General features: G+C 61.1%; 19 protein-coding genes. 12 read left to right on the top strand and 7 right to left on the bottom strand.

Annotation, left to right across the window (positions count from 1 at the left end):
* Positions 1-120 precede the first annotated feature (120 nt).
* Entirely contained in the window at positions 121-1,443 is a 1,323-nt protein-coding gene (locus tag AACH73_RS18110; RefSeq protein WP_338736414.1) for an AarF/ABC1/UbiB kinase family protein, read from the bottom strand.
* A gap of 174 nt (positions 1,444-1,617) precedes the next feature.
* Here AACH73_RS18110 and AACH73_RS18105 point away from each other — a divergent pair, with 174 nt between their 5' ends.
* The gene (locus tag AACH73_RS18105) at positions 1,618-2,670 is read left to right on the top strand and encodes a pyridoxine 5'-phosphate synthase (RefSeq protein WP_338736413.1); all 1,053 of its coding nucleotides are present in this window, start codon (positions 1,618-1,620) and stop codon (positions 2,668-2,670) included.
* 2 nt (positions 2,671-2,672) lie between these two features.
* Here AACH73_RS18105 and AACH73_RS18100 read toward each other — a convergent pair whose 3' ends face one another.
* The 3 genes from AACH73_RS18100 to AACH73_RS18090 are packed head-to-tail and all read right to left on the bottom strand — an operon-like array spanning position 2,673 to position 5,248.
* The gene (locus tag AACH73_RS18100) at positions 2,673-3,128 is read right to left on the bottom strand and encodes a DUF3429 domain-containing protein (RefSeq protein ID WP_338736412.1); all 456 of its coding nucleotides are present in this window, start codon (positions 3,126-3,128) and stop codon (positions 2,673-2,675) included.
* 13 nt (positions 3,129-3,141) lie between these two features.
* Positions 3,142-4,314, bottom strand: a complete 1,173-nt coding sequence (locus tag AACH73_RS18095) for an FAD-binding domain-containing protein (protein WP_338736411.1) — start codon at positions 4,312-4,314, stop codon at positions 3,142-3,144.
* Entirely contained in the window at positions 4,304-5,248 is a 945-nt protein-coding gene (locus AACH73_RS18090) for an FAD-dependent oxidoreductase (RefSeq protein ID WP_338736410.1), read from the bottom strand. The genes AACH73_RS18095 and AACH73_RS18090 overlap by 11 nt, the downstream gene beginning before the upstream one ends.
* Before the next feature lie 194 nt (positions 5,249-5,442).
* Between AACH73_RS18090 and AACH73_RS18085 the strand changes: the two genes are divergently transcribed.
* The 3 genes from AACH73_RS18085 to AACH73_RS18075 all read left to right on the top strand — a co-directional run bounded on the left by AACH73_RS18085 (position 5,443) and on the right by AACH73_RS18075 (position 8,809).
* On the top strand, positions 5,443-6,474 hold the full coding sequence (locus tag AACH73_RS18085; RefSeq protein ID WP_338736409.1) for a hypothetical protein: 1,032 nt from the start codon (positions 5,443-5,445) through the stop codon (positions 6,472-6,474).
* 311 nt (positions 6,475-6,785) lie between these two features.
* The gene (locus AACH73_RS18080) at positions 6,786-8,486 is read left to right on the top strand and encodes a methyl-accepting chemotaxis protein (RefSeq protein ID WP_338736408.1); all 1,701 of its coding nucleotides are present in this window, start codon (positions 6,786-6,788) and stop codon (positions 8,484-8,486) included.
* Complete coding sequence (locus AACH73_RS18075; RefSeq protein WP_338736407.1) at positions 8,483-8,809, top strand: hypothetical protein; 327 nt, start codon at positions 8,483-8,485, stop codon at positions 8,807-8,809. The genes AACH73_RS18080 and AACH73_RS18075 overlap by 4 nt, the downstream gene beginning before the upstream one ends.
* A gap of 74 nt (positions 8,810-8,883) precedes the next feature.
* Here the strand turns inward: AACH73_RS18075 and AACH73_RS18070 are convergent, their stop codons facing one another.
* Positions 8,884-10,302, bottom strand: a complete 1,419-nt coding sequence (locus AACH73_RS18070) for an alkaline phosphatase (RefSeq protein WP_338736406.1) — start codon at positions 10,300-10,302, stop codon at positions 8,884-8,886.
* A gap of 460 nt (positions 10,303-10,762) precedes the next feature.
* Between AACH73_RS18070 and AACH73_RS18065 the strand changes: the two genes are divergently transcribed.
* From AACH73_RS18065 to AACH73_RS18035, 7 genes are all read left to right on the top strand, one after another.
* Entirely contained in the window at positions 10,763-10,972 is a 210-nt protein-coding gene (locus tag AACH73_RS18065) for a hypothetical protein (protein WP_338736405.1), read from the top strand.
* A 217-nt stretch (positions 10,973-11,189) separates the two neighbouring features.
* Complete coding sequence (locus tag AACH73_RS18060) at positions 11,190-12,317, top strand: TonB-dependent receptor (RefSeq protein WP_338736404.1); 1,128 nt, start codon at positions 11,190-11,192, stop codon at positions 12,315-12,317.
* 307 nt (positions 12,318-12,624) lie between these two features.
* Complete coding sequence (locus tag AACH73_RS18055) at positions 12,625-13,035, top strand: hypothetical protein (protein ID WP_338736403.1); 411 nt, start codon at positions 12,625-12,627, stop codon at positions 13,033-13,035.
* A 67-nt stretch (positions 13,036-13,102) separates the two neighbouring features.
* The gene (locus tag AACH73_RS18050; RefSeq protein WP_338736402.1) at positions 13,103-14,392 is read left to right on the top strand and encodes a TolC family protein; all 1,290 of its coding nucleotides are present in this window, start codon (positions 13,103-13,105) and stop codon (positions 14,390-14,392) included.
* A 105-nt stretch (positions 14,393-14,497) separates the two neighbouring features.
* Positions 14,498-15,430, top strand: coding sequence for an HlyD family efflux transporter periplasmic adaptor subunit (locus AACH73_RS18045; protein WP_338736401.1), 933 nt, complete (start codon positions 14,498-14,500; stop codon positions 15,428-15,430).
* A gap of 8 nt (positions 15,431-15,438) precedes the next feature.
* Entirely contained in the window at positions 15,439-18,609 is a 3,171-nt protein-coding gene (locus tag AACH73_RS18040) for a CusA/CzcA family heavy metal efflux RND transporter (RefSeq protein WP_338736400.1), read from the top strand.
* A gap of 54 nt (positions 18,610-18,663) precedes the next feature.
* Positions 18,664-19,656 (top strand): cation diffusion facilitator family transporter, encoded by a 993-nt coding sequence (locus AACH73_RS18035; RefSeq protein ID WP_338736399.1) that lies wholly within the window; start codon positions 18,664-18,666, stop codon positions 19,654-19,656.
* 203 nt (positions 19,657-19,859) lie between these two features.
* On the opposite strand, the gene AACH73_RS18030 is transcribed toward AACH73_RS18035, so the two are convergent.
* A complete protein-coding gene (locus tag AACH73_RS18030) occupies positions 19,860-20,810 on the bottom strand; it encodes an alpha/beta hydrolase (protein WP_338736398.1) in 951 nt (316 codons plus the stop codon).
* A 350-nt stretch (positions 20,811-21,160) separates the two neighbouring features.
* Here AACH73_RS18030 and AACH73_RS18025 point away from each other — a divergent pair, with 350 nt between their 5' ends.
* Positions 21,161-22,033, top strand: a complete 873-nt coding sequence (locus AACH73_RS18025; protein WP_338736397.1) for an oxygenase MpaB family protein — start codon at positions 21,161-21,163, stop codon at positions 22,031-22,033.
* A gap of 210 nt (positions 22,034-22,243) precedes the next feature.
* Here AACH73_RS18025 and AACH73_RS18020 read toward each other — a convergent pair whose 3' ends face one another.
* Positions 22,244-25,168, bottom strand: a complete 2,925-nt coding sequence (locus AACH73_RS18020; protein ID WP_338736396.1) for a TonB-dependent receptor — start codon at positions 25,166-25,168, stop codon at positions 22,244-22,246.
* Between the last annotated feature and the right edge of the window lie 181 nt (positions 25,169-25,349).

The raw sequence follows: 25,349 nt of genomic DNA, 5'->3' as shown, positions 1-25,349 counted from the left end.
CATGAGTCCAATCCTAGAGCCGATGTGTGACAGTCATACGAAACGGTCAAAAAATGTGAGAAAATGTGAGATAATTTCTTTAATATGACCGAATTTGCAAAAAAGAAGGCGGGCACGCCTTCAAACTATCGCTTGCGCCACGAGGCTGCGCAGCGGGACGACGGCGCGGGTTCGCACCCCCAAAAGCGCCATGCCGCTGATCTTTCGCTGCACGAACAGGGTGTCGGCGGGCGGGCTTTGCCAGGTCGTCTGATCCATGGCGATTTCGTGCGCCTTTTCGCGGATCAGCGGCACGAAGTGACGGTCGGCGAAATCGAGCCTGGGCTGGCGCAGATGACGGATCATGATATCCAGCATGGCGTTCAGCCGCACGCGGTGCGTGGTCAGTACGGCGTCATTGACCGCCCCGATATCGCTGAGTGCCACGATCAGCCCTTCGCGATCTTCGTCCAGTCCGGCCTGCATCAGGGCGCGATAGGCCTCAACCGTGGCCTCAGGAACGGTGCGCGTCGCCCCGAAATCGAGCAGCACGACCTGCCCCGTTTGCGGCCGCCATTTGAAATTGGCGAAGTTGGGGTCGGTCTGCATCAGCCGCAGGTCAAACAGCTCGCGCAGCGCCAGACCAAACAGCGTCTCCATCACCTGATTGCGCGTGGCGGCAGGGGCGTGCGTCAGCGTCTCAATCGGCTCGCCCTCGACGAAATCCATCGGCAGGATGTTGGGGCGCAGAAGGGCCGCATGGGCGCGCGGCACGACAAAGGTCGGGTTGTCAGAGAGCGCCTCGGCATAGCGTTCCATTTGGGCGGCTTCGCGTAAGTAATCAGCTTCCTCATGAAGCTGCACACGCGCCGTCTCGATCAGGTCGGGCAGGTCCTTCACCTTCTGCGCCACACCCAGCAGCTTCAGGAGCCCGGCGATGTTGGCGACATCGGAATCTATGGTCTTCGTCACGTTCGGGAACTGCACCTTGATGGCCAGAACCTCACCGGTTTTCAGTTGCGCCCGATGCACCTGCCCGATGGAGGCGGCGGCAAAGGGGGTCAGCTCAAAGCGCACAAAGTGCTGGCGCCAGTCGTCGCCCCAGGCACCCCGCAGGACGCGCTCGAGGTGGTCACGCGGCATGATGTGAGCCTCTTGTTGCAGACGGCTCAAGGCCTGGGTGAAGGCCGCAGGCAGGATGTCGCCGCTGTCCATCGACAGGATCTGTCCTACCTTCATGGCCGCGCCGCGCATCCGCGCGAGTTGCTCGGCCATACGCAGGCCGTTGGTTTCATCGAACAACAGGCGGGTGAGATCGGGTGTCTGGCCCCGCGACATCTGCCTGGCGCTCTCCTTGACCATGTGACCCAGCCCGGAGGCCGCAAGGCCGCCCAGCGCAAACAGGCGCGAGGCAGGCCCGGCCGGCATGGCGGAGGGTTTCAGGATCGGCGGTTTTGGGGACATCTGGGGCACCGGGTTCAGACTTGGTACGTTACAGACACGGGTATGGATGCGTAAGGCACCTGAGAAGACCTGTCCGGCCCTGCGACATTTTGGCCGTCATCGGGCGTCCGTACCCGGACGTAAACCACACGAGCCATCACAGGCGTGCCGCCGGTATGATGCGAGGAGGTTACGATGTTGGGACACAGGCCCGGCCCCCGACTGGCCGTCAGTCTTGAAAGTGCGGCGCTCCTGCCGGGGCTCGGCATCGGCGAAAGCGTGGACCTGTCGCGACTGGCCGAACGCGTGGTCGAAGGCGGGGCCGAAGGGGTGGTGATCCACCTGACCTCTGATCATGGTCTGATAGAAGACGCCGACCTCGAACGGGTGGCGGCGGTGTGTCGGGCGCATCAAAGCGCGTTCAATCTGCGCATAACGACGGCCCAGGACCACGTGGAGCGCGCCCGCCGCCTGAAGGCTGACCGCGTTTATCTGGGGCGCGAAGCGCGTGTTGCCCAATGGACCGGCACCAGCCTGCTCCTCAAATCGCACATCGGCCATATCCAGAAGGTGCAGAGGGCGCTCAAAGACACCGAGATCGCCCTCTTTGTCACGCTGGACCCGACGCTCGAAGCCGCCGAGCAGGCATTGAAGTATGGTCTGTTTGCCATCGAACTGGATATGACGCACCTCTCGGCCTGTCTGCACAGCGGTGACATCGACCGCGCCTTCGATGCCCTGTCTCAGGTGCTGAGCCTTGGCCGCTATCTCAACCGTCACGGCGTGGAGGTGCATCTGGGGGGCGGTTTGCGCCCGGCCGACCTGCCTGTTCTGGCGCGGGCACGCGGCTTTCGTCAGATCAATATCGGGCGGCGGTTCCTGCCCGAAGCCCTGTGCGACGGGCTTTCGCCCGCGGTAAACCGTCTGCATCAGCATATGGTGCAGGCGGGTACGGGGCCGGATGCGCTGGTCGAGCGGCGCAGGCGCGTTCGTGCGCAGGTGGACGCTTTAGGGGAGACACGGCTGAGGCCATTACTGCGCGCTTTTTGCGACACGGAGGTGTCGCGTCTGGAGGACCCGCAGCTCTACGCCGCCGAACGCCTTTTGACCCTGCCGCCCGCCGATCTGGACCATCTGGTGTTCGACGCCGCCCTGCCGGCCAGCTTTGCCGGTATCGCACTCCTCAAACATCTGCGCGCGTCGTGGTTGGCAAACCGGTCGGCTACGCCCGTACGCCGGGCGGGCTAAAGTCAGGCCAACAGCGCGACCACGATGAGGCAGGCAACGACGAGGCTGGTGATGACCACCCGCAGGCGTAAGAATTTACCCGACAGCCAGCCCCGACGGCTGAGTGCCGTATCGACGGCCAGAAGGCTCAGGAAAACGGCCACCTCTATGCCGAGCGCGGCCCTTGCGTGACCGGTCAGGGCCAGAAGGGGACCGCACCAGGCAAGGAGGCACAGGAGATTGCTTAGGATCAGAAGCCAGAGCGCCTGAGCGCGTCCGCCCAGCACAAGCCCCCAGTGCAGGCCGCACAGAAAGGACGCTATGACCGCCCCATAGGTGACGGCTATCCCGGTGCCGTCGAGGCCCAGCACATGCCTTTGAAGCACCGCCATCAGCGCGGCGGCGATAAAGGGCAGGCCGCCCGACAGGGTCAGGGCCATGATCCAGCCCGACTCTTTTTTCGATAGAATGTCGTCCATCCTGACCTCCGACCTAGGGTCTGTCCCAAAACCCGCCGGGGTCCGTCAGCGCCATAAGGTGGGCGATGACGGGACGGAAGGCGAAAAAGCCTTTAGCGGCGGCGGGCCACGCCACCGCGTCCCATTGACGGGTGCGTTCATAAAGGGGGATCGGCCCTTCGTTGTCGCGCAGAAGGGCGTCTAATTCGGTCCGCGTCCGGCCGAGCGGCAGGCGGCTGGTGAGCAGGCTGCGGGTTCCAAACGCCGTCAGGGCGTCTTCCAGTTCGGTGCGCGAGGTAAACGGGCGGACCGCAGTCCCGATTTGACGGGCGACGGTCTGTGCGGCCGCAGCGATGGCGGCGGCGACCGAAGCCTTGCCCGTCACGAAGGCGGCCACCCCGACGATGGACAGGTCAGCCAGACGAAATCCGTCGGCGCCCAGGTCTTCGGGCGTCACCATCAGGACGCACGGCCCGCGCGGGGAGGGCACGGGGACGGGGAGGGCCGCCACAGGCGCGGGCGGCTCCGGGGCGACCGGGGCCGCGTATCGCGCCAGTCCGGTCGGGCGAAAACGCCCGGCGGAACAGGTGGCTATGGCCTCGGTTGAGGCGAGATAGACTTTGCCAGGTGTGTGCAGTCCGGCCACCCAGCGCCACGACAGGGTATTGGCCGCTTCGTCACCATCGAGGAGATGCTCAAGGAAAAAGGCCGCGCCCAACTGCCACGGCAGGCGCAGGGTATGCACCCAGATGCTGGCGAACGACATGCGTGCGTGATTGTGCAGATAGCCGGTCGTAATCAGCTCAGAGGCCCAGACGTCGAAGGCGTCAATGCCGGTGCGCCCTTCGACGGCGGCCTGATAGTCGCCTGTGGCGCGCACGTTTTCGGCCTCATCGCTGATCAGATAGGCGACATAGCGCGTCCACAGAGCCGGACGCATCTCCAGATAGCCGCGCCAATAGGCCCGCCAGCACACTTCGTCGATAAATTTGGTCGCCGCCGCGCCGTGGGCCTGCTCTGCGGCGCGCGCCAGTTCCCACTCTCCGATCAGGCGGTGGCGCACAAAGGGCGACAGGCGCGACACGTGCCCCGCTTCCTGTGGCCCGGGGTCGATATTGCGGTCGCGGGCATAGGCGCTTCCGGCGCGCGGCAAGAAGGCGCTCAGCCGCGCAAGCCCCTCAGCGCGGGTCAGGGTTTCAGGCGGCAAGGACGGCCTCCGCCAGTTCCAGACCGGAGAGCCACGCCGCCTCAACGCGCGGGCCTTTCAGCCAGTCGCCGCAGACGCCCAATCCCATTGCCGCGTCGTAAAGCCTGCCCTCTACACCGTCGCCCGTCCGCGCATAGCGCCATAGATGTGCCTTAAGCAGGAGCGGTTCGGGCAGGGGGTGGTTCAGAAGCGCCTGCCACGCGGCAAACATGGGCGCGGCCGCGTCTTCGCGGCTGAGGTCGATATAGGCGGCGGTCCAGTCGGGCGTCGCCTGCAAGACCCAGGCGCTTGCAGCCGAACGTCCCGGTTTGGCGGCATTGCTGGCGATCCATGCCAGTACCGGCCCGGCGGCGCGCGTCACCGGCGGCAGACCGGGCGGGTCTGAGGCGAAAGAGACCATCGTCGTCCAGCAGGGCTGGGAGAGATGCTGGCGGGCCGTCTGCGCAAAGCCGGGCACCCAGGGTGTCAGCAGGTGGGCCGCCTGTTCGGCAGGGATGGCGATAAGGACCTGAGCAAAGGGGCCGAAGGTACCGGTTTCGGCGCTGAGGTGCCAGTCGCCGGGCGCGCCGGTGATGGCGTCGATACGCACGCCAAAGCGCACACCGAAGGCCTCACACAGATGCGCCAGAGGCGAACACATCATGGGCGTCCCCACCCACGCCTCAGCACCTGCCGCCGGCCAGCGGGCGGCCAGCCCCTGCTGCGCCCACCGATTAACCTCAGAGACGAAGCGGGGATCGCGGACGGTGAAATACTGTGCGCCGTGGTCGAAGTGGCGGTCCTCTCCGTTCAGGGTTTCGCGGCGGGTGGACATACGCCCGCCGGGGCCGCGCCCTTTGTCGAACAGCTCCACCTCACGGCCCGCCTGCCGAAGCCGCTGCGCCGCCGACAGACCGCTGATTCCCGCCCCGATGATTGCGATACGATGTGACATGGATCGCTTACGCTCAGGCAGCAGCGACGGATCAGAAAATGCAAATGACGCTAGGGAAGCCTTGCGGGACGACGTTATATTTTATACGCTTGCCTCAGCCCATGCCGCCCGTATATTCCAAGATTCCGATTTCAAGGAAATGTCCACGAAAGAGATGACCTTGAGGAAATGCCAAAAAACGTCGGGCCGCTCAAATGCCAATTCTGTCCTCAAGTCATATCCTGTCCTTGATTGAAGAGACGTTCAGCATTGCCTGGATCGCATTTCCTTTTGATGGGGGTGACTGGACCGGTTCCCACTCTCTCGACTACTTCATCGGTTTTGACGCGGCGAGCGGGCCTTTACGCCCTCGATTTTTGGAAGCGGTTCACCCCGATGACCGGGCGGATTTACATTTTGACCTGCATTTGCTGACCAAGCGCACAGTCCCGCCCCCCCGTACCGTGCGACTCTTGATCGCGGGCCGGTCCGAGCGACATGTTCAAATCGAATTCCGTCATGTCCCCGGACCGTCTTTCGAGACGCTGAACCTGCTCCTGCTGAAGGACGTTTCTCAGGAGGTTCACAATATCCAGCGACTGACACAGTACGACCGTCGTCTGGAACAGGCGATGCGCACCTGGCAGATCAAAGGCCTGTGGTGGGCCGACAAAACCTATCGTCTGGTGGATTATGTCGGACGTGACGAACTGGTCTTTGACCGCGACCTTCTGGGCATGAACTATCTGGAGCTCGTCCCCAGGGAGGAACGGGCCCCCCTTTTGCAGGAATTCATGACCATAGCCCATGCGGAGGCGCCTTTTAGCCTGCCGGTGCGCATAGTGGGTGCCGATGGCTTGACACGCACCTATCAGATCAGAGGCGCGCCCTATATCGAAGAGGGTCGTTTTGTCGGCTGGTCTGGCTATGTCAGCGCCGCGCCGCTGACCGTGATGGCCCAATCGGCCGGTCGCACAAAAAACAGATTCATCGCCCGTCTCACCGCCGGCCTGCTTCGCGCCGGTTGCGCCGCTCTGGGCTGGAGCTACGGCGAGCTGGCCAGCCGGGCGCAACTCTCGACTTCCACCGTCAATCGCATCCTGACCACCTCCGGTCCCCTGACCGACGCCTTCCGACTCTCCAGCCTCGTGGCTATCCTGGAGGCCATGGAATCCGCGGGTGTGACCTATGCCACAGATGCCCAGGGCCGTCTGACCCTGAGTGTGAGTTGTGTGAACGAGCCTTAATGTAAACCCTGATGCTTTGAGCGTTTAGAAAAGCCGCTATTGAGTGTATTTAGCGCAAAGTTTGGCCGAAACGGCCTGAAATGAATGTAAAACTATCAATTTCTGTCGCAACTGTGCCGTTCTGTCGCATTCCGACACATATTTTTGTTTACCGACATATTTAACCTTTTACCGGTGCGAACCCGCCCTGTCCCGAACGCTTAGGAACGGAAAGAGCGCGCACCGGCAGAGGAGGGTGTCTCCGAAGCCGATACCAACCCGAAACGTCATAGGGGCGTTTTGTTCGTATTACCAGTTATCGGGGGCTAAAAATGCAAAACTTGCGTATCGGTACAAAATTGCTGATCCTCATCGTCATGATGGGATTAATAACCGTCGTTATCTCGGCGTTCGGAATATCGAGAATTAACTTCCTCAATGAAAATCTGGGTACGGTAGATAAGGTGAATTCTGCGGCAACGCTGGGTGCCCGCATGAACCAGAACGCCATAATACTCAACCGCGGTGAGTATCGCGTTGCGGCCGATCCCTCCCTACAGACCATACAGGCGGCGTCTGAAATCGCCGACAACAATCGCCAGCAGTTCGCGGAACGCCTGAAAAAGGCCTATGAGACCGCCGATGACGAGGAAAAGCGTCAACTCGACAATATTCAGGCGGAATACACCGAATACATGCGGGGCCTTGATAAAACCTATGAAATGGCCCGCTCTGTCAGCAGCCATGTGAACCTGTCCGAAGCCCAGCGCACGATCAACGGGCAGGTCGCTGAAAACCGAAAGCGTGCCGACACCTTACAAGCGGCCGTCAAGGCCTATGTGGATCGTATTGATGCGCGCGGCTCCAAAACGGCCGAAACCGCAAAGGCGCAAGGCAGTCAGGCCGCTATGGTCATGATCATTGTCGCGGCTTTGGGCGTGATCTCAGGCCTCGCGGCGGGTCTTCTGATGTCCCACTTCGGTATTTCGGTGCCGCTCAACCGCTCGGTTGAAGAGTTGCGCAAACTGGCCAATGGTCAGCTTGAAACGGAGATCAGCGGTGCCAACCGCGGTGATGAATGCGGTGATATTGCCAAGGGTCTGGTTATCTTCCGCGACAATGCGGTGCGCACCCGTGAACTGGAAGCGGACGCTGCCGCACAGAAGCTGCGCACCGAACAGGAGCGCAAGCAGATCATGCTGGGGCTGGCGGATGATTTCGAAAAGTCGGTCGGCGGCATCGTCACTCTGGTGTCGTCTGCGGCCACTGAAATGCAGGCCGCTGCCGCGCAACTGAGCGCCACGGCGCAGGAGGCCTCCGCGCAGTCCGTCGCCGTTTCCGCCGCCGCCGAAGAGGCCGGGGCCAATGTCACCTCAGTGGCGGCCTCGACCGAAGAACTGGGGGCCTCGGTCGGTGAAATCGGTCGTCAGGTCGAAACCTCGGCAACGGTCGCCGCGACAGCGGTTCGCGAAGCCGAAGAAGCGCAGATCGTGGTCAGCGAACTCAATGAAACCGCCACCTCCATCGGTGGCGTGGTCGATCTGATCGCGGGTCTCGCCAGCCAGACCAACCTTCTGGCGCTCAACGCCACCATCGAGTCCGCACGCGCCGGTGAAGCGGGTAAGGGCTTTGCCGTCGTCGCCGCTGAGGTCAAGGCGCTGGCTTCGCAAACCGCCAGAGCCACGACCGACATCTCTGAAAAGGTGGCCAAGATTCAGGAGGCCACCGAGCGCGCGGCGACAACCATGCGCAATATTGCGGGCACGATCCAGAGCCTGAACCATTCCAGCACGGCTATCGCCTCGGCGGTCGAGCAGCAAAATGCCGCGACGCAGGAGATTATTCAGGCGGTCAATCAGGCCTCGGTCGGCACACAGGAGGTGACTTCCAACATCACCGGTGTGGCGCAGGCCGCCGAACAAACCGGTGAAGCCGCCGTGCAGGTGCAAAACTCCTCCGCCGAACTCGCGGTTCAGGCTGAACGTCTGCACCACGAGATGGACAAGTTCCTGGCGACGGTGCGTGTGTCATGAGGAAGCCGCGCACCCAAAAGTCTAAAACTTCGAACGATGAGTCGCAGTCACGCATTGTCTATCTCGATGATGTGCCCTCCTTACCGCCAGAAGCTCAGGCCACGCTGGAACAGCTCGTTTCAGATATGTCGCGGCAATTGTCAGGCGTTTATGATCAGTGCCGCGACATGAAGGAGCGACACGGGGTGAGCAGTGAGGCGGAACTTCTGACCATCAGCCACGCCCTGGCGCAGTTCCGGGAGGGCTTTCGCGGTTTATTGCTGCGCAGTCTGAACGCTGAAGGCGCAGAACCGCACCCGGCGCACCCGGATCGTCCGATCTGAACCCACAGTGACGCGTAAGAGCGGAATGACGGTTGATGACATCGTCATTCCGCTCTGTTGGTTTGGGCTCCGGTCTAACGCCGGGAGGCCGCGTAGCGCATCACTTCATACAGGAAGGTTGATTCCACCGTCCCGGTCAGAAGGTGCGCAAACGGACCGGAGGCATAGACGGGCACGTCCTCGCCGGCGTGCTGGGCGCTCGACATTGGCGTTAAGGCAGTCTGATGGAAGTCGGGCGATAGTGCCTCCTCTTCCGTCAGCGGCGGGCTGCCTGCGGGGCGCGCGCCGGGGCCGGTGGCATAGCTGAGGCTCAGACGCGGCTGGCCGGTCTTGTCCGGCTCATTGACGCCATTCTTGCGCGCCAGCCCCAGAATAGGCTCGTTGCGCGTCGATCCGGCATTGAGCGTCAGGCCGTGACTATGGTCGGCGGTGACGATAATCAGGGTGTCAGCCGCGTCGGTCATGGCGAGCGCCGCCTTCACCGCCTTGTCCAGTTCATCGACGTCGGTCAGGGCGCGATACGCGTTGTTTTCGTGGTGCCATTTGTCGATGGAAGCGGACTCGACCAGCAGGAAGAAGCCGTCCTTATTCTGTGACAGGACCGAGATGGCGGTACGGGTCATCTCTTCGAGAGTGGGCGTCGGCCCCTGATCCTTGTGATCGACGACCGAAGGCAGGTCGCCATCGGCAAACAGGCCGAGCAAAGTCTTCGTCGTTTTGGGATCCACGGCGTTCAGGCCCGCCTTGTCGCTGACGAGTACCGCGCCCGGCAGGCTGCGCCAGTCGGCCGTGAGGTCACGGTCCTGACGCTTGCCGCCCTGCGCCGTTGTCACAAACCGCGCGCGGTCACCGCCCAGTGCCACATCAAGGCGCATGGCCTTCGGCGCTTCGATCATCTGGCGGGCGAGGTCGATGCACCCGGCCTGTTTCGCTGCGGCGGGCAGTTCAGCATCTGAGCGCCAGCCGCGCGACGGCACGTGGCCGTAGGCTCCGGCCGGTGTGGCGTCGGTCAAGCCGGCCGTGGTGACAATACCTGTGGCCTTGCCCTGCGCTTTCAGGGTTTCGGCAATGGTCGGGATGCGGCCCTTCAGAGACGAGGCGCAGTCATCGCTTCTGACGGTCGCATCGACGCCGATGGCGGCATTGATCGTCTTGACCCCTGTGGTGATGGCCGAAATCCCGTTGGCGGAGTCGGTGACGAACTTGTCGGCCGAATAGGTCTTCGACAGGCCCGTATAGGGCAGGCCCTCAAAGGTCAGGCGATACGAGGCCCCGTCCACGCCGCGCGTCTGACCGGCCAGTATCCGCCCGGCTGTGACGGAGTTGATACCCATGCCATCCCCGATGAAGAGGATGATATTGCGCGCCTTTTTCGTATTCGGCGTCCGCGCCAGGGCGGCGCGCAATTCGGACGACAGAGGGGCCGGGGCCTCGGCCATAGCCGGGGCAACGCACAGAACGGAGAGAGACAGACAGACGAGCAGGGACTTCATAGACGATCCTGAAAACGGAGGCACGGAGGGTCGCAGCACATGGCCGCCGCGAAGGGCAGCCGCCGCTGTTGTGTCGATATGACTATTCTCCGGTCTTGTGGTGGTGTTACGGCTCAAGCCTTCACCTCGATACGCGAGGCGCCGATTTATAATATAATGTAGGGGCCTGTCTATCTTTGGACCCGATCGCGCCGATTTTTCAGTCCGCGCATATCATTGACCCAAAGACGTTGCAGATCGCGGGTCCTAGGCAGACTGAGCCAGCAAGGTACCCACAGCGTTTTCGCCTTCACCCGGGAAGTCGCAACCGCAAGCGGCAGCGGCGGTCGTCCGCTTCTATCATTCGGCCATCAATGCGAATGATTACGGCACCGCCTGGTCGCAATGGGGCGAGGGCGGTCCACCCAACCAGTCCTTACCGCGGTTCAGCGCAGGCTTTGCAGAGACGAAGTCCACTAGGGTGACGATTGGGGAACTGCCCGAGGGCGATGCCGGAGCCGGGTCGGTGTTTCAGAGCGTGCCGGTCACCATCGATGCCGTGCTAAAGACCGGCGAGCATCAGCGCTTCAAGCGAAGCTACACGCTTCGCCGCGTCAACGGTGTGGACGGTGCCACCCCGGCTCAGCGCCGCTGGCATATCGAGCCGGCGAAGCGGGTGCCGGTCAGATAGTTCGGTGAAGAACGGAGACACCTGCCACCGAAAACCGCTTTACTCTTTCTGTTCCGCAACCGCCAAAACCAAGAGGGAGAAAACTATGTCTTGACGCACTGAAACCCCGCACCATTATACCTTTTAGCGGGTCAATTCTCAGTGAAAATCCTGGGTCAATTCTCGGCGAAAATTAACAGCCCAGGACCTCAGCCTGACCCGTCCGGATGGCGTACTCGTGTGCAGAGAGGCTCAGGCCGTTGAGCTGACCACGGCCGAGGGGGTGTGGGTATCTCCGTCTGACCAGCCGCTGCGCTGGCTCGCGGGCCTTTATGCCACCTCAGGATCAGAGATTTTTCGCCCCGTTCTGACCACGACGGCGGATAATCGTACCCTCTATTCCGAGCGGCGGAAGGACGAATACGCCGACCTCGCGGCCTTTGGCGAGGTCTCCGTGACACTGAGACCGAGTTGGACCCTGACCGTCGGCGCCCGCTATGCCTACTACCGCCACGATGTGCGAAGCCAAATCAACCGCAGCTATGCCGTGCAAACGCCGGATGAGATGGGTATCGAACGACAGGCCAGCGACAGACATCTGGCGCACAAGATCGTATTGCGCTACCAACCTACGGCGGAGTTCATGGCCTATGTACAGGCGGCGGAGGGCTATCGCGGCGGCGGCTACAATACCAGTGCATTGAAGGCCAACGACCCACTGCCGCCGCGTTACCGGGGGGATGAATTAAACAGTCTTGAAGTCGGACTGAAGACACGGCTCGACGAGGGGAGGCTCCTGCTCAATCACAGCCTCTTCAACGTCCACTGGGACAATATCCAGAGTGATCAGTTTCAGGCGTCTGGGCTGCCCGTGACCGTTAACATTGGCAGCGGCGTCAATCGCGGCTTTGAAGCCGAAGCCGACTGGCAGTTGCCCGATCAGTGGAGCCTGCACGGTGCGTGGCTGATCAACGCCTCTAAACTCACCAGTCCGGACGCGGGTTTTGTCAGCGAAGAAGATGCGACACTGCCCAATATTGCGAGGACAAATCTGCACCTGTCGGTTCGAAAGAGCATGAGCACCACGCGCGGCGCGTGGACCCATGAGGCCGGTTTGACCTATCAGGGGCGATCCCATCTGAATTTTGGCCAAGAGTCAGAAGCGGTCATGGGAGATTATGTGACCGTCAATCTGTCCGCCACCTATCAACGGCAAGACTGGAGTTTCGGGGCAAGGGCGCAGTTCCATTCCCCTCCGGATGCCAACACGCTGGCTTATGGCAATCCGTTTACGCTTCGGCTCGGCTCACAGCGGACGCCGCCCACGCCTCCAGTATTGTGGCTGACGGTGTCGCGTGCATATTAGAACACTCAGATGGTGATCAAGGCGCTGAGATTTGAGCCGCCTCTAACAAGCGTCGATTTTAGAGCGCTGCCTTAAGACAGCCGTTCGCCGACCTGCGCTCCTGAACCCACAAGCACGGCCGTCCGCGCCTCAACATCGCGAACAGAGCGGATGGCCGTCAGGTACTTGGCCTCTGAACATTAAAGGCGCACCAAATTGCGGTACATGCCCGGTAGATATGATCTCCGAGCGGGGTCGTACAAGATAACGCCTTCTCAGCAGTTCGTCTTTTCAGTATAACTTGCGCTCCCTCAAGCACCCGGCTCAAATGCAGTCCGTTCCACGCACCTTGATCTCCCGCTTAGTCGCGTTCAGCGCCATCCTGTGCATGGTGGCGGTCGTGATGGCTGGTTTTGAATTGGGGCATTCGGCCTTGCAAATTCTTGAACATCAGGTTGCCGGCGATCAGCAACTTGCTGATGGTGGATGGGCGGCGACTTGTTCCGATAAAGACGGGCAATGCGTTGGTCATTTGGGAACCGGTGAAACCTCAACTAACGATCTGGTCACGATCCACCACCATCACCACAATTCGAGTGAAGTGCCTCAAGGCCTGGCGGTAAGATCGCAAAATGACTCGATTAGTCTGGCTTTGACACAGGTTAAATTCGTGCCCGCGCAGGCTTCGCCTCTGGCGGACCTTTGGGCCGATCTGCCTTTTCAGCCTCCGCGCGTGTGAATGGATTTCGTTGACGCCTGATCCGCGCTTTGCGCCGCTCGTCTGAATCCTTCCACGAGATATCTTCATGACTTCCTCTTCCTTGCGCGGACCCCGCGCCTGGCGATGGCTCGCATTGGTGAGTGCGATCGCCTCCAGCCTTGTGCTGGCTGCACCGCTATGGGCGAATGCCCAATCAGCCCCCTTATCCCTGACCGAAGCCCTGAACCGCACGGTATCAGCGGATCCGACTTCCACGGCGACGCAGCGCCGCCTGACGGCTGCCGACGCCAATATTCGACAGGCGGGTGTTCGGCCCAACCCCAGCCTCGGGATCGAGGCTGAAAATTTCCTCGGCTCCAACCCGTATAGCGGCCTCAATTCAGCGGAATTCACCCTGAGCTACGAGCAGCCGCTGGAGCGCAAGTCCAAGCGTCAGGCGCGTGTCGGCGTTGCATCGGCGGAACGCGACCTTGTTCTGGCTCAGGGACGGGCCCGAACCTGGGACGCGATGAACACGGCGCAGTCGCTTTGGGTCGAGGCGGTCGCTGCCGAGGCCGAAATCGGCGTGGCACAGGAACGCCTGAACCTTGCCGAGCAGTCGCAAGCAGAAATTAGCCGACGCGTCAGGGCTGCACGCGATCCGTTGTTTGCCGGATCACTGGCGAATACGGATGTCGCCAATGCCCGCATTGCCCTTGATCAGGCGAGGGCGAAAGCGCGGCAGCTCAAGCTGCAACTCGCGGCGCTGTGGGGTGGAGGAGCCGATTTCACGCTCGATCCTACTGTGCTGCAAAATACCAGCGCGGTTTCGGCAACACCGAACCTGCTTGACACCCCTGACCTGGAGGTGCTGCGAGCGCGGCAGCGTCTGTCAACCGCGCAAGTCAGGGTCGAAACGACACGCAGGGTGCAGGACCCAACCTTATCTGCCGGTATCCGCCATTTCCGGGATGATGGTTCCGTGGCGTTTTTGGTCGGGGGCTCAATACCGCTTAACCGCTTCGACACCAACCAGGGCAATATCGAGCGTACGCGCGCCGATGCCGAGGCGGCGGCAGCCGACCTTGAAGTCGCCGAGCGTATCCGGCAACGCGACATCGCCGCGGCAACGATCCGCATGACAAATCTCGCGGAGGAAGCGCGGCGCATCGAGACCGAGGTCATCCCGATGGCGGAGAAGGCCGTAGCGCAGGTTCGGGAGGGCTTCGCACGCGGAGGATTCACTTACCGCGATGTCATCGGCGCACAGGAAACGCTGATCAACGCTAGAGCACGCCGCGTCGAGATCCTGAAGCAATTCCACATCGAAAAAGCCGCGCGGGATCGCCTTTCGGGTCAGTGGGCACCGCTGATCCAGACCGCCGCTCAAAACTGAATTTAACGGCGCGCCGTCACGGATGGGCTGCGCCTGAAGGATATGAAAATGAACTTTGTAATCTTAACCCGAAGCCGCCTTTGGTTACTGGCGGGTGTTGGCGTGATGGCGATGTTGTCCGCCTGTGGTGAAAACCCCAAAGGCGCCGCTGAAACCGAAAAGCCCGCTGTTGAAGCCGAACACACCGACGGCGAGCACGGCCACGAAGACGGTGGCGAAGGTGCCGAAAGCGCGATTCTTAGTGATGAAGCCGCGCGCGAAGGCGGTGTCGAAGTCGGCACGGCTGGGCCGGGCCAAATCGACCAGACGGTTGACATAGCCGGTCGCGTCGAGATCGCCCCGGAAGGCAAGGGCGAGGTGCGCGCCTGGTATCCGGGTCGCATCATGTCGCTCAACGCGCAACTGGGTCAGCAGGTATCTAAAGGGCAGGTCCTCGCACGCGTCGAGTCGAGCGAGAGTCTGCAAACCTATTCGATCCCTGCCGGTATTTCAGGTACGATCGTCGAGAAGAACGCCAATGTGGGTGACATTGCCGTCGAGCGCGCCATCTATGTGATCGCCAGCCCGAATACGCTGCAAGCCGCCTTCTATCTGTTCCCACGAGATGCCGAGACTATCAGAGCCGGTCAGGCCGTCAGCATCAAAACGCTGAGCGGCAAGGTCATAACGGCCAGAGTCAGTTCGCTTCTGCCGGCGGTCGATCCGCGCACTCAGACCATTACCGCGATTGTCAAACTACCGACATCAGCGGCCATGGACCTGCGTCCCGGCATGGCCATTGAAGGCCAGTTCGTGACCGCGCAATCCCCGGCGAATATCGTCGTCCCGACCGATGCCCTGCAAACCTTTGAAGGGCGCCAGGTCGTATTCGTAAAGACGGGCACGACCTATAACCCCAGAGCCGTGCAACTTGGACGTCAGTCGACCTTGTCCGCGGAAATCATCGATGGCCTTCAGCCGGGTGAAACCTATGTCACCAAAGGTGCCTTCCTCATCCGCGCGGACATCGAAAAGTCCGGCGCCGAGCATGAGCACTGAGGCCGGTCATGCTTGAAAAAATCATCGCGCAATCGATCCGGCACCGCTGGATCGTCATGATCGTCGTTCTGGCCTTGTCGGCTCTCGGCGTTTACAATTTCACCCGACTGCCCATCGATGCCGTGCCCGACATAACCAATGTTCAGGTTCAGATTAATACCGAAGCCCCCGGCTATTCACCTCTGGAGGCCGAACAACGCATCACGTTCCCGGTCGAGACCGCTATCGCCGGATTGCCGGGTCTCGACTACACCCGTTCGATCTCTCGCTATGGGCTGTCTCAGGTCACTGTCGTCTTCAAGGAAGGCACCGATATCTATTTTGCACGCCAGCTTGTCAACGAGCGGGTGCAGTCGGTTAGAAGCCAGCTTCCGGCCGGTTCTGAACCGCAACTCGGGCCGATCTCGACCGGTCTCGGTGAAATCTTCATGTACACGGTCGAAGCGAAGCCTGATGCTCGCAAGGCGGATGGATCGGCTTACACGCCGGAAGACCTGCGCACGCTTCAGGATTGGGTGATCCGTCCGCAACTGCGCAACACACCGGGCGTGACGGAGGTCAACACCATTGGCGGGTTCGAGCGCCAGTATCACGTGACGCCATATCCTGAGCGTTTGTCCGCCTACGCGATGACCATGGCGGATGTCATCCAAGCGCTGGAACGCAACAACGGCAATCGCGGCGCGGGTTACGTCGAGAAAAGCGGTGAACAGTTCCTCGTCCGCGTGCCGGGGCAGGTCAATAATATCAGCGACCTGTCGCAGATCGTCGTCGCGACCCGCATGGGTGTACCGATCCGCATTGCCGATGTGGCAGACGTCATCCTCGGTGAGGAACTGCGCACCGGAGCGGCGACCCAGAATGGCAAGGAGGTCGTGATCGGGACCGTCAATATGCTGATCGGCGAAAACTCCCGCACCGTGGCGAATGCGGTCTCGGCTAAACTGGCACAGGCGAGCAAATCCCTGCCGGAAGGCATCTCGGCGGTGTCGGTCTATGATCGCACGACACTGGTTGAGCGGACGATCCACACGATCGAAAAGAACCTCGCCGAAGGGGCTCTGCTTGTCATCGTCATCCTATTCCTGCTGCTCGGCAATATCCGTGCTGCGATTATCACGGCGTTGGTAATTCCGGTCGCCATGCTGATGACGATCACGGGCATGGTTGAAAACAAGGTCTCGGGAAACCTGATGTCGCTGGGGGCGCTCGACTTCGGTCTGATCGTCGATGGGGCCGTGATCATCATGGAAAACTGCCTGCGGCGGTTTGCCGAGGCGCAGCATAACCACGGGCGTCTTTTGACGCGCGACGAACGCTTCGATCTGGCCTCGAAAGCGTCGGCCGAGGTCATCAAGCCCTCACTGTTCGGTGTCCTGATCATCACCATCGTTTACTTCCCGATCTTCGCTCTGTCGGGCGTCGAAGGGAAGATGTTCCACCCGATGGCGGCGACGGTCGTGATAGCGCTTGGGGCGGCACTGATCTTGTCCCTCACCTTCGTTCCGGCGGCCGTCGCCATGTTCGTCAGGGGCAAGGTGCAGGAGGAGGAAAGCTTCGTCATGCGCGGGGCACGCCGGTTTTACGAACCGGTCCTTCGTCTGTCGATCAAGGCCCGTTACGCGGTTGTGGCCGGCGCCGTCATTCTGGCCCTCGCATCCGGCTTCCTCGCCACCCGTCTGGGCGCGGAGTTCATCCCGCAACTGGATGAGGGCGATGTGGCGCTTCACGCCATGCGTATCCCCGGAACCAGTCTGACCCAGTCCGTACACATGCAGGCTGCCGTCGAGGCGCGCCTGAAAACATTCCCGGAAGTCGAGCGGGTCTTCGCCAAGATCGGTACGGCGGAGGTAGCGACCGACCCCATGCCACCCAGCGTCGCCGACACCTTTGTCATTCTCAAGGATCGCAAGGACTGGCCAAATCCAAAAGAACCCAAGAATGACCTTGTCGAACGTATGCAGAAAGCTGTCGAAGAAATCCCCGGCAATAATTACGAGTTCACGCAGCCGATTCAGATGCGCTTCAACGAGCTTATCTCCGGGGTGCGCTCGGACGTGGCGGTGAAAATCTTCGGCGACGATCTCGATCAGTTGCTAAGAACGGGCAACGACATTCAGCGCGTCATGTCCGCTATTCCCGGCGCCAAAGATGTGCGTGTGGAACAGGTCTCAGGCCTGCCCATGCTCCAGATCTCGCCCGATCGCGCCGCCATGGCACGTCTGGGGTTAAGCGTCGCCGAGGTACAAGACGTGGTCGCGACGGCTTTGGGCGGCACGAAAGCGGGACAGATATTCGTGGGCGACCGCCGCTTTGATGTCATCGTCCGTCTCCCGGAGGATCGTCGGGCAAATCTCGCCGAGATCGGACGCCTGCGTGTGCCCGTCAGCGCTGGCGGTGACTTAGCCGACGGTCTGACAGGCGCCAGCTATATTCCGCTGGCCGATATTGCGCGCATCGAGATGATCAACGGGCCTAACCAGATCAGCCGGGAAGAAGGCAAGCGCCGCGTCGTGGTCACGGCCAATGTGCGCGGGGCAGACCTCGGCACCTTCGTGACGACCGTCAGGGAAAAGGTATCGACACAGGTCAAGATGCGGGAAGGCTACTGGATCACCTACGGCGGCACCTTCGAACAACTGACCTCGGCAGCACAACGACTTCAGATCGTAGTGCCGATTGCCCTGATCCTGATAGTCGGTCTGCTATTCATGCTGTTCAGCACGATGGAAGATGCCCTCATTGTCTTCTCCGGGGTGCCGCTAGCCCTCACCGGCGGTGTCGTGGCGCTGGCTCTGCGTGATATTCCTCTGTCAATATCCGCAGGGGTCGGCTTTATTGCCCTCTCCGGTGTGGCGGTGCTCAATGGCGTGGTCATGCTGACTTTTATCAAGTCGCTCAGAGAGGATGGCAAACTGCTCGATGACGCCATTATCGAGGGGGCTTTGACGCGCCTGCGCCCCGTACTGATGACGGCACTGGTGGCGTCGCTCGGTTTCGTACCGATGGCCTTCAATGTGGGCGCAGGGTCCGAGGTGCAGCGGCCACTGGCGACCGTTGTGATAGGGGGGATCGTATCTTCGACGATCCTTACGCTACTGGTCCTGCCAGCACTCTATCGCATCGTCCACGGTCGACGCGCTTCGAAGACTGAAATCAAAGCGGAAAGCCGGTCTTAATTAAGCCCGACGGGCGCGGCCTGTGGCTGCGCCCGTCATTTTCGGGAGGCTCTTATGTCCCACGATCACGGTAAACACTCCAATGACGACGGTCACAAGCATAACCACGCGGCGGGTGTGACCAACGAAAGACGCCTGCTGATCGCTATAGCCCTGACCGGGACTTTCCTGATTGCCGAAATTATCGGCGGGGTACTGTTCGACAGCCTGGCACTCCTGTCGGATGCGACACACATGTTGACCGACGTCGCGGCCCTCATCATCGCCTATATCGCGATTCAGATCGGAAAGCGTGCCGCCGACAGCAAACGTACCTTCGGCTATCGCCGGTTCGAGGTGCTTGCCTCCGTCTTCAACGCGCTGGCCCTTTTCGCCGCGGCCATCTACATCCTGTACGAAGGCTGGCAGAGATTTCATACACCGCCGGAAATCCAGACGACCGGGATGCTGGTCGTCGCGGTCCTCGGGTTGATCGTCAATGTGCTTGCCATGAAGGTGCTCCAAGGCGGTAGCGACGAAAGCCTGAACATGAAGGGCGCCTATCTTGAGGTGCTGGCAGATATGCTCGGCTCAATCGGCGTCATCATCGCCGCCGTATTGATCTACATCACTAAAATCCCCCAGATCGATCCGATTCTGGCGGTGTTGATCGGGTTATGGGTCGTGCCCCGCACATGGCGTCTTTTGTCAGAAAGTCTCCATGTTCTGCTCGAAGGCGTTCCCGCAGGCGTCGATCTGCAAAGAGTTCAGACTGAACTTGCGGCCATCAATGGCGTGCGCGACGTGCATGACCTGCATATCTGGAGTGTGACGACGGGTCAGAACAGCCTGACTGCCCACCTTCTGGTCGATGACCGACCGAACGACGACACCATTCTCGCCTTGGCCCACGAGGTCGCCAGTCGTCATGCCATCAGCCATGCTACGTTTCAAGTCGAGCGAACCCATATCGGCGAAGAACATTTTGCATCTGGCTCATCCTCGACAAGAACGACCGCCAGATCGCGCAGCAAGGACATAGCATCCCGGCAAGGTTCGTCGCATTGAGGGTGGTTTTTACGGCCATATAGACACAAAGATAGGGTCAGACGTTAGGTTTGAACAGGGCCCTTCTTAGGGCGAGTGTCCTCTCTACGGCATCAAGATGAGTATCAGGTTCCACTGAACCCGCCAAAAAAAGGGGCTATAAGGTCATAAGCGTCGTGTTCGCCTAAGGCAGCGGTCAGCCGTGATTGTGCTTTTCGGGAGCCTTACGGTTTACGCGGACTGAGCCAGCCGTTCGCGGTGATCCAGTCCATTATGGCACCCTGCCAGGTACTGCGGGGCAACAAAGGAAAGCCATGTTGCCCCTTACTGAAGATCCGCGCCTCAACAGGGACGCCCGCATGCCGAAGGGATTCGAGATAAGCCAGGCTATTGTCGAGATCCACCAGTTGGTCGTCAGCGGCGTGAAGAATCAAAGCGGGCGGTGTGGCGGTCGTTACGTTTCGATCGCTTGAAAACGCCTCGATCTGAGCATCTGATGGTGATGCACCGAGGAGCGCGGTCCTTGAGCCCATGTGGGTGATCTTGGCATCCATACTGATAACCGGATAGACGAGCACCTGAAAGTCTGGACGGAGATTTACGTTCTCAGGGTTCGGGGCATAAGCCTTCTGAAAATGGGTTGCCAGTGTCGACGCGAGGTGGCCGCCTGCCGAAAAGCCAACCACCCCGACGCGCGCCGGGTCGAGGTTCCAGCTGCTGGCGTTTAGCCTGATGTACCGCAGACCCTGCTGCGCGTCCTGCAGAGGCCCGATCGATTTATCCTCCATCGTCGCATCACTCGGCAGACGGTACTTCAGGACAAAGGCAGCGATGCCATGATCGATGAAGTAGTGCGCCTGCTGAACGCCTTCGTAGTCGAAGGTCAGGCCCGCATAGCCGCCACCAGGGATTATGAGGACGCTGGTGCCCGTCGCTTTAGCCGGTGACGGCAGATAGATTTGAAGCGCGGGCCGCGACACATTCTGTATCCAGCCCTTTTGCGCGCCTGTTTCGGTGTCTGCCACAGGTTTCGAATTTGGAATGGGGGCGTCACCGTAAAGGGGGACCTCCGTCATTTTGGGTGCCAAGGCTGAGGCCTGCTGCAGGGCCATCGCCGCTGGAGGCGTTGCGAGAAACGCGGCGGCGATGATGAAGGACGCGAATCTGGATGGCACGGTGTAACCTCCCCTTCTTGGCTTATCGCTTTTTACGTGACGGCATCCGCGGCGGCAAGGCAACCCCCCTGACAGGTCCCTACCCTGAATATGCGCGCATTTTGCCGGCACCCATGGCCCGGCGGGCGACTTGTGGCCGCCGGGGCAAGAAAAATGGACTGGGGGGATTGGAAAAGTGAGTTTGGAAGGCAGGTCATTCCCTACCGTGAGGCGGGATGATAAGCGTTGCTGCACGCAAATCTTGCCTGAGTAAGAGTTCAGTGCTCGAAACAGGACGAATGGGCGTATAGCTACATAAGACGCCAAACGACGGACGCGGCCTAAAAAGCTCGGCCCCATGGGGGAGTGTTATGATTGCCAAACGGTCTTTGACAAGCCCCTTAAAAGATGTGCTCGTGTCTCGCGTTCGGGCCGTCTTTAATGACCCCGCAAAGGGCGAAACCCCTGTCGTCCGGTCTAACCATGCGTTGTTTCAACCAGACTCGGTAATCTGGCGGGTGCATTCGGACGTGACCACCATGATGATCGGGGGCGTAACGGCGCTGCTTGTACAGATGCTGCACCCGGCGGCCCTCGCAGGGGTTTGGGATCACAGTCAATTCCGAGAGGACATGAGCGGGCGTCTGCGGCGGACGGCGCGCTTTATCGCTGTCACCACCTTTGCCGAACGAGAGCAAGCCGACGGGGCCATTGACAGAGTCCGGGCCATCCATAGGCAGGTTCAGGGGGTTATGGAGGACGGTCAGCCTTACCGGGCTGATGATCCGTGGCTGCTCGCATGGGTGCATGTTTGCGAAACGCTCGGCTTTCTCGACGCGTGGATTGCCTACGCAGAGCCTTACATGAGCGTCTCTGATCAGGACCAATATGTGCGGGAGGCCGGGCTTATCGCTAAACGCCTGGGCGCCCACCCCGTGCCCCAGACACGCGCCGAAGCGGAGCTGTTGATTACGCGCTTTCTTCCCGAATTGCGCGTGTCGACCAGAACCCGAACCGTGACCGAGCTTCTGTTTACGCAACGGCCCGCCTCGTTGTCCGCCCAGCCCGCGCATCATCTTATAATGACAGCGGCCGTAGATCTGATGCCAGCGTGGGCCAAGGCCTTACATCATCTCCATGTTGCGCCTGGGCTGCGTCCTCTCGTTCGAGCCAGTGCGAGAAGCGTTGCCAAAACCCTTCGCTGGGCCTTTCAGGACGCACGCCGCCCGCTTACGGACACGTGATAGGTTTGCGGTATTTCGACGACACCTGGCTCTCAGTCCCTCGATCAACCGCTCACCGTTCGCTTCGCGCCGCGCTAGTTAAGGGTGCCGACTATTCGGGGGCTATGCGTGCATGCGAGAGGGGATAAAAGGAAAAGCGGGACGACCATGCTGATCGCCGTCCCGCTTCCGCTCGTCTGATTCTCGCAGTGTAGAAGGCCGCTGACCGGCCTAGAACTTGCCGCGCACGCCCACAGAGACGCTGCGGCCATTGAAGGTATAGCCGCCGAACTGGCCGTTTTGCGTGAACTGCCACTGCGCTTCGTTGGTCAGGTTCTGGCCTTCGATGACCAGCGTGAACTGATCGTCGATCTTATAGCTGACATTGCCATCGAGCGATCCGTAGGCCTTGTCGTTGAGGCTGGCCAGACCGCCGGTGCCGACCGAGGCCAGCACATCATCGACCCAGGCATAGGACAGGCGTGCCCCCAGACGGTTCTTCTCGTAATAGACCGTCAGGTTGTAGCTGTTTTTGGCCACGTTCTGCATCTTGTCGATGAGAGTCGGCGAGTAGGTGGCCTCGGAGTCGGTGCGCGTATAGCTGGCCAGAGCGCCCAGACCGTCCCACGGGGCGGGCAGATCGCGGAAATTCTGCTGCCAGGCGAGCTCCATTCCCTTCACCCAGGCGCTGCCGCCATTGACCGGAGCGGTCAGGGTGTAGGTCTGGCCGTCGATAACGATGGGGGTGTTCTGGTTATAGACGAAGGTGGTGATGTCCTTATAGAAAAGGCCGCCGATCAGGGCCGAGCCCGGCGCAAAGTACCATTCTGCCGTCACATCATACTGATTGGCTTCGAACGGGTCGAGCAGCGGATTGCCACCGACCGCGGTGAACACCGTGCCCGAAGAGTTGAGCGTCAGGCGCGGCGACAGGTCGGCCAGAGACGGACGGGTGATCACCTTGGCGGCGGCGGCGTGCAGTTGCACGCGCTCACTCAGTTCATAGACGAGGTTGAGGCTCGGCAGGGTGTCACGATAGGTCTTTTCAAAACGCACGGGCAGGGCGGCGGTGCCATTATCGGCGTGGCCTTGCGAGACCTGTTCGGTTTCGGCGTAGCGCACACCCACTTCGCCGCGCAGGGTGCGCCCAAACAGCTGCGTGTCGATATCCGCCGCCGTGTAGGCCGCCGAGATCTTTTCCGCTACATAGTAGGAGTTGCGCAGATCGCCGCGAGCCGGAGCCGTATTGGCGATGGCCGACATATCGAGAATGGCCACGAACCGGTCACGGTTGGGGCTCAGCCACGTCGCGGGCAGGGTGGCACCTACTTCGCCGAGGAAGTTATCGACGTCGATCGTGTCGTAAAAATCGCGGCCAAACAGCGTGTTGTTGCCGCCGATGGTCTTGCCGCTTAAGTCCTTGGTGAAGTTGATGTCGCGGCGGTTATAACGGCGCGAGCGGTCGCGGAATTTGACACCCGCCGAAATCTGGCTGAAGGGGCCGAAGCTCAGCGCACGCTGGGCGTCGAATTGTACGGCGTTTTCTTCGTCGAGCGAGTCGTTGACACGCCATTCCAGACGACGGAAGGGCAGGATCGGGTCGCTGAGGCTGCGGGTCAGAAAGGTCAGGGTCGGCACGCCCTCGCCGACCTGCGGGAGGGAGAAGTCGAGTCCGCCCGATTGCCCCAGCACGCGGGTGCGGGTGATCGGCTTGTCCGTATTGGAATAGGCGCGCGCCACATAGACGCTGCCGCTTAAATCCCAGGCCCCCAGTTTTTGCTTGAGGCTCAGATCGGTCAACTGATTGTCGTGGATCAGATAGTCAATCTCACGCCCGATCTGTGTGCTGGTCGAGCTGGTGCGCCCACCCACCAGCGCGCCATCGCGCACCTGACCGGTATTGGCAACGAGGCTGGAGAGAACGAAGTCGGCCGAATAGGTCCGCTCGTCATAAAAGTCGTCGAGGTGGGAATAGATGTGCGACAGCGCGATTTCGGTGCCTTCGCGTGGCTGCCACTGGATGGCGGCGCTGACGCCCCAGCGTTCGCGGCGTTCGGTTTCCAGCGTCGGGCGCACGGCGCTCGGCACATAGGTGGTGTCGGTCACGCCGTCGCCATTGACGTCGATCTTGCCCGTCGTCCAGCTCACCCCGGTGATGCGGTCCGAGCGCAGGCTGCGGATACCGTAATTGGCCGAAACGAGCACGCCCAGCGTGCGGTCTTCGTTATTCCAGCTCCACAGGCCCGACATCTTCGGGTCGGCCTTCTTGGCCAGCTCAACATAGGTCGAGGTCAGGCTGAGGGCCGAGGTCGGGCGTTTGAAATCGAGCGGCTTGAAGGTGCGCAGATTGACGGTCCCGCCAATCGCGCCTTCATCCATGGCGGCCAGAGGCGACTTGATGACCTCAACGCCGGAGACCATTTCCGTGGCCAGCGTATCGAAACGGAACTGACGGCCGGACTGACCGGAATCACGGACGTTCTCATTCACGGCGGCGCTGCGGCCATCAATGGTCACGTTCTGAAAATTGGGACCAAGGCCGCGCACGCGCACGAAGAGGCCTTCGCCGCGGTCGCGCGTGATCGAAATGCCGGGGACGCGCTGAAGCGCTTCGGCGATATTGTTGGCGGGAAACTTGCCGATGTCTTCGGCATTGATGACATCGACGACATTGGTGGCGCGGCGCTTTTCATTGAGCGCCTTCGACAGCGAGTTGCGGAAGCTGGTCACGACGACCTCTTCGACCGGGGTGTCTGTGGCCGGCGCTTCGGCGCGCGCCACCGTCGCGGCGGTCGCTGCCGTGCGGGCCACGGGGGCGGAGGTCTGCACCTGACCGGCGCGAATGACCACCACCTGACCCTTCAGCGTGTAGGCGAGCGACTGACCGTGGAGGAGACGCGTCAGGGCCTGATCGAGGCTGAGGCGGCCGGTAAAGCCCGCCGTGCGCTTGCCGCTGGTCAGGCTCGGGTCGGCGACGATCTGCACGCCGGTCAGGCGCGACAACTGCACCAGAGCGGTATCAAGCGAGCCCGCCTTGATGTCGATATCAACGGCGCGCGAGGCGACGGCTTGCGCCTGAGCGATGTGCGGGGTCAGGCCCCCGAAGGTGAGAGCCGTCAGCGAAGCCGACAGGCAAAGAAGGCGATGAAAGGTCACGGTCTTATCCCCATTTGGCCGGTGCGCGGGCCCATCCCCGCTGGCGGCTCAGGCTTAAGGACGGACCGGGGCGGGTGGGACCGGACACAGTTTTTGGTGAAATATTTATGACGCGTCATGCCAACGGCCGAAGATGCTGACCGCATACGGCCGTTGAAAAAACGAGAATTTCTCATATGTA

Origin of the sequence: Asticcacaulis sp. DW145, assembly GCF_037101385.1 — a bacterium.
Taxonomy (GTDB): Bacteria; Pseudomonadota; Alphaproteobacteria; order Caulobacterales; family Caulobacteraceae; genus Asticcacaulis; species Asticcacaulis currens.
This window is presented reverse-complemented; position numbering and strand designations above follow the sequence as displayed.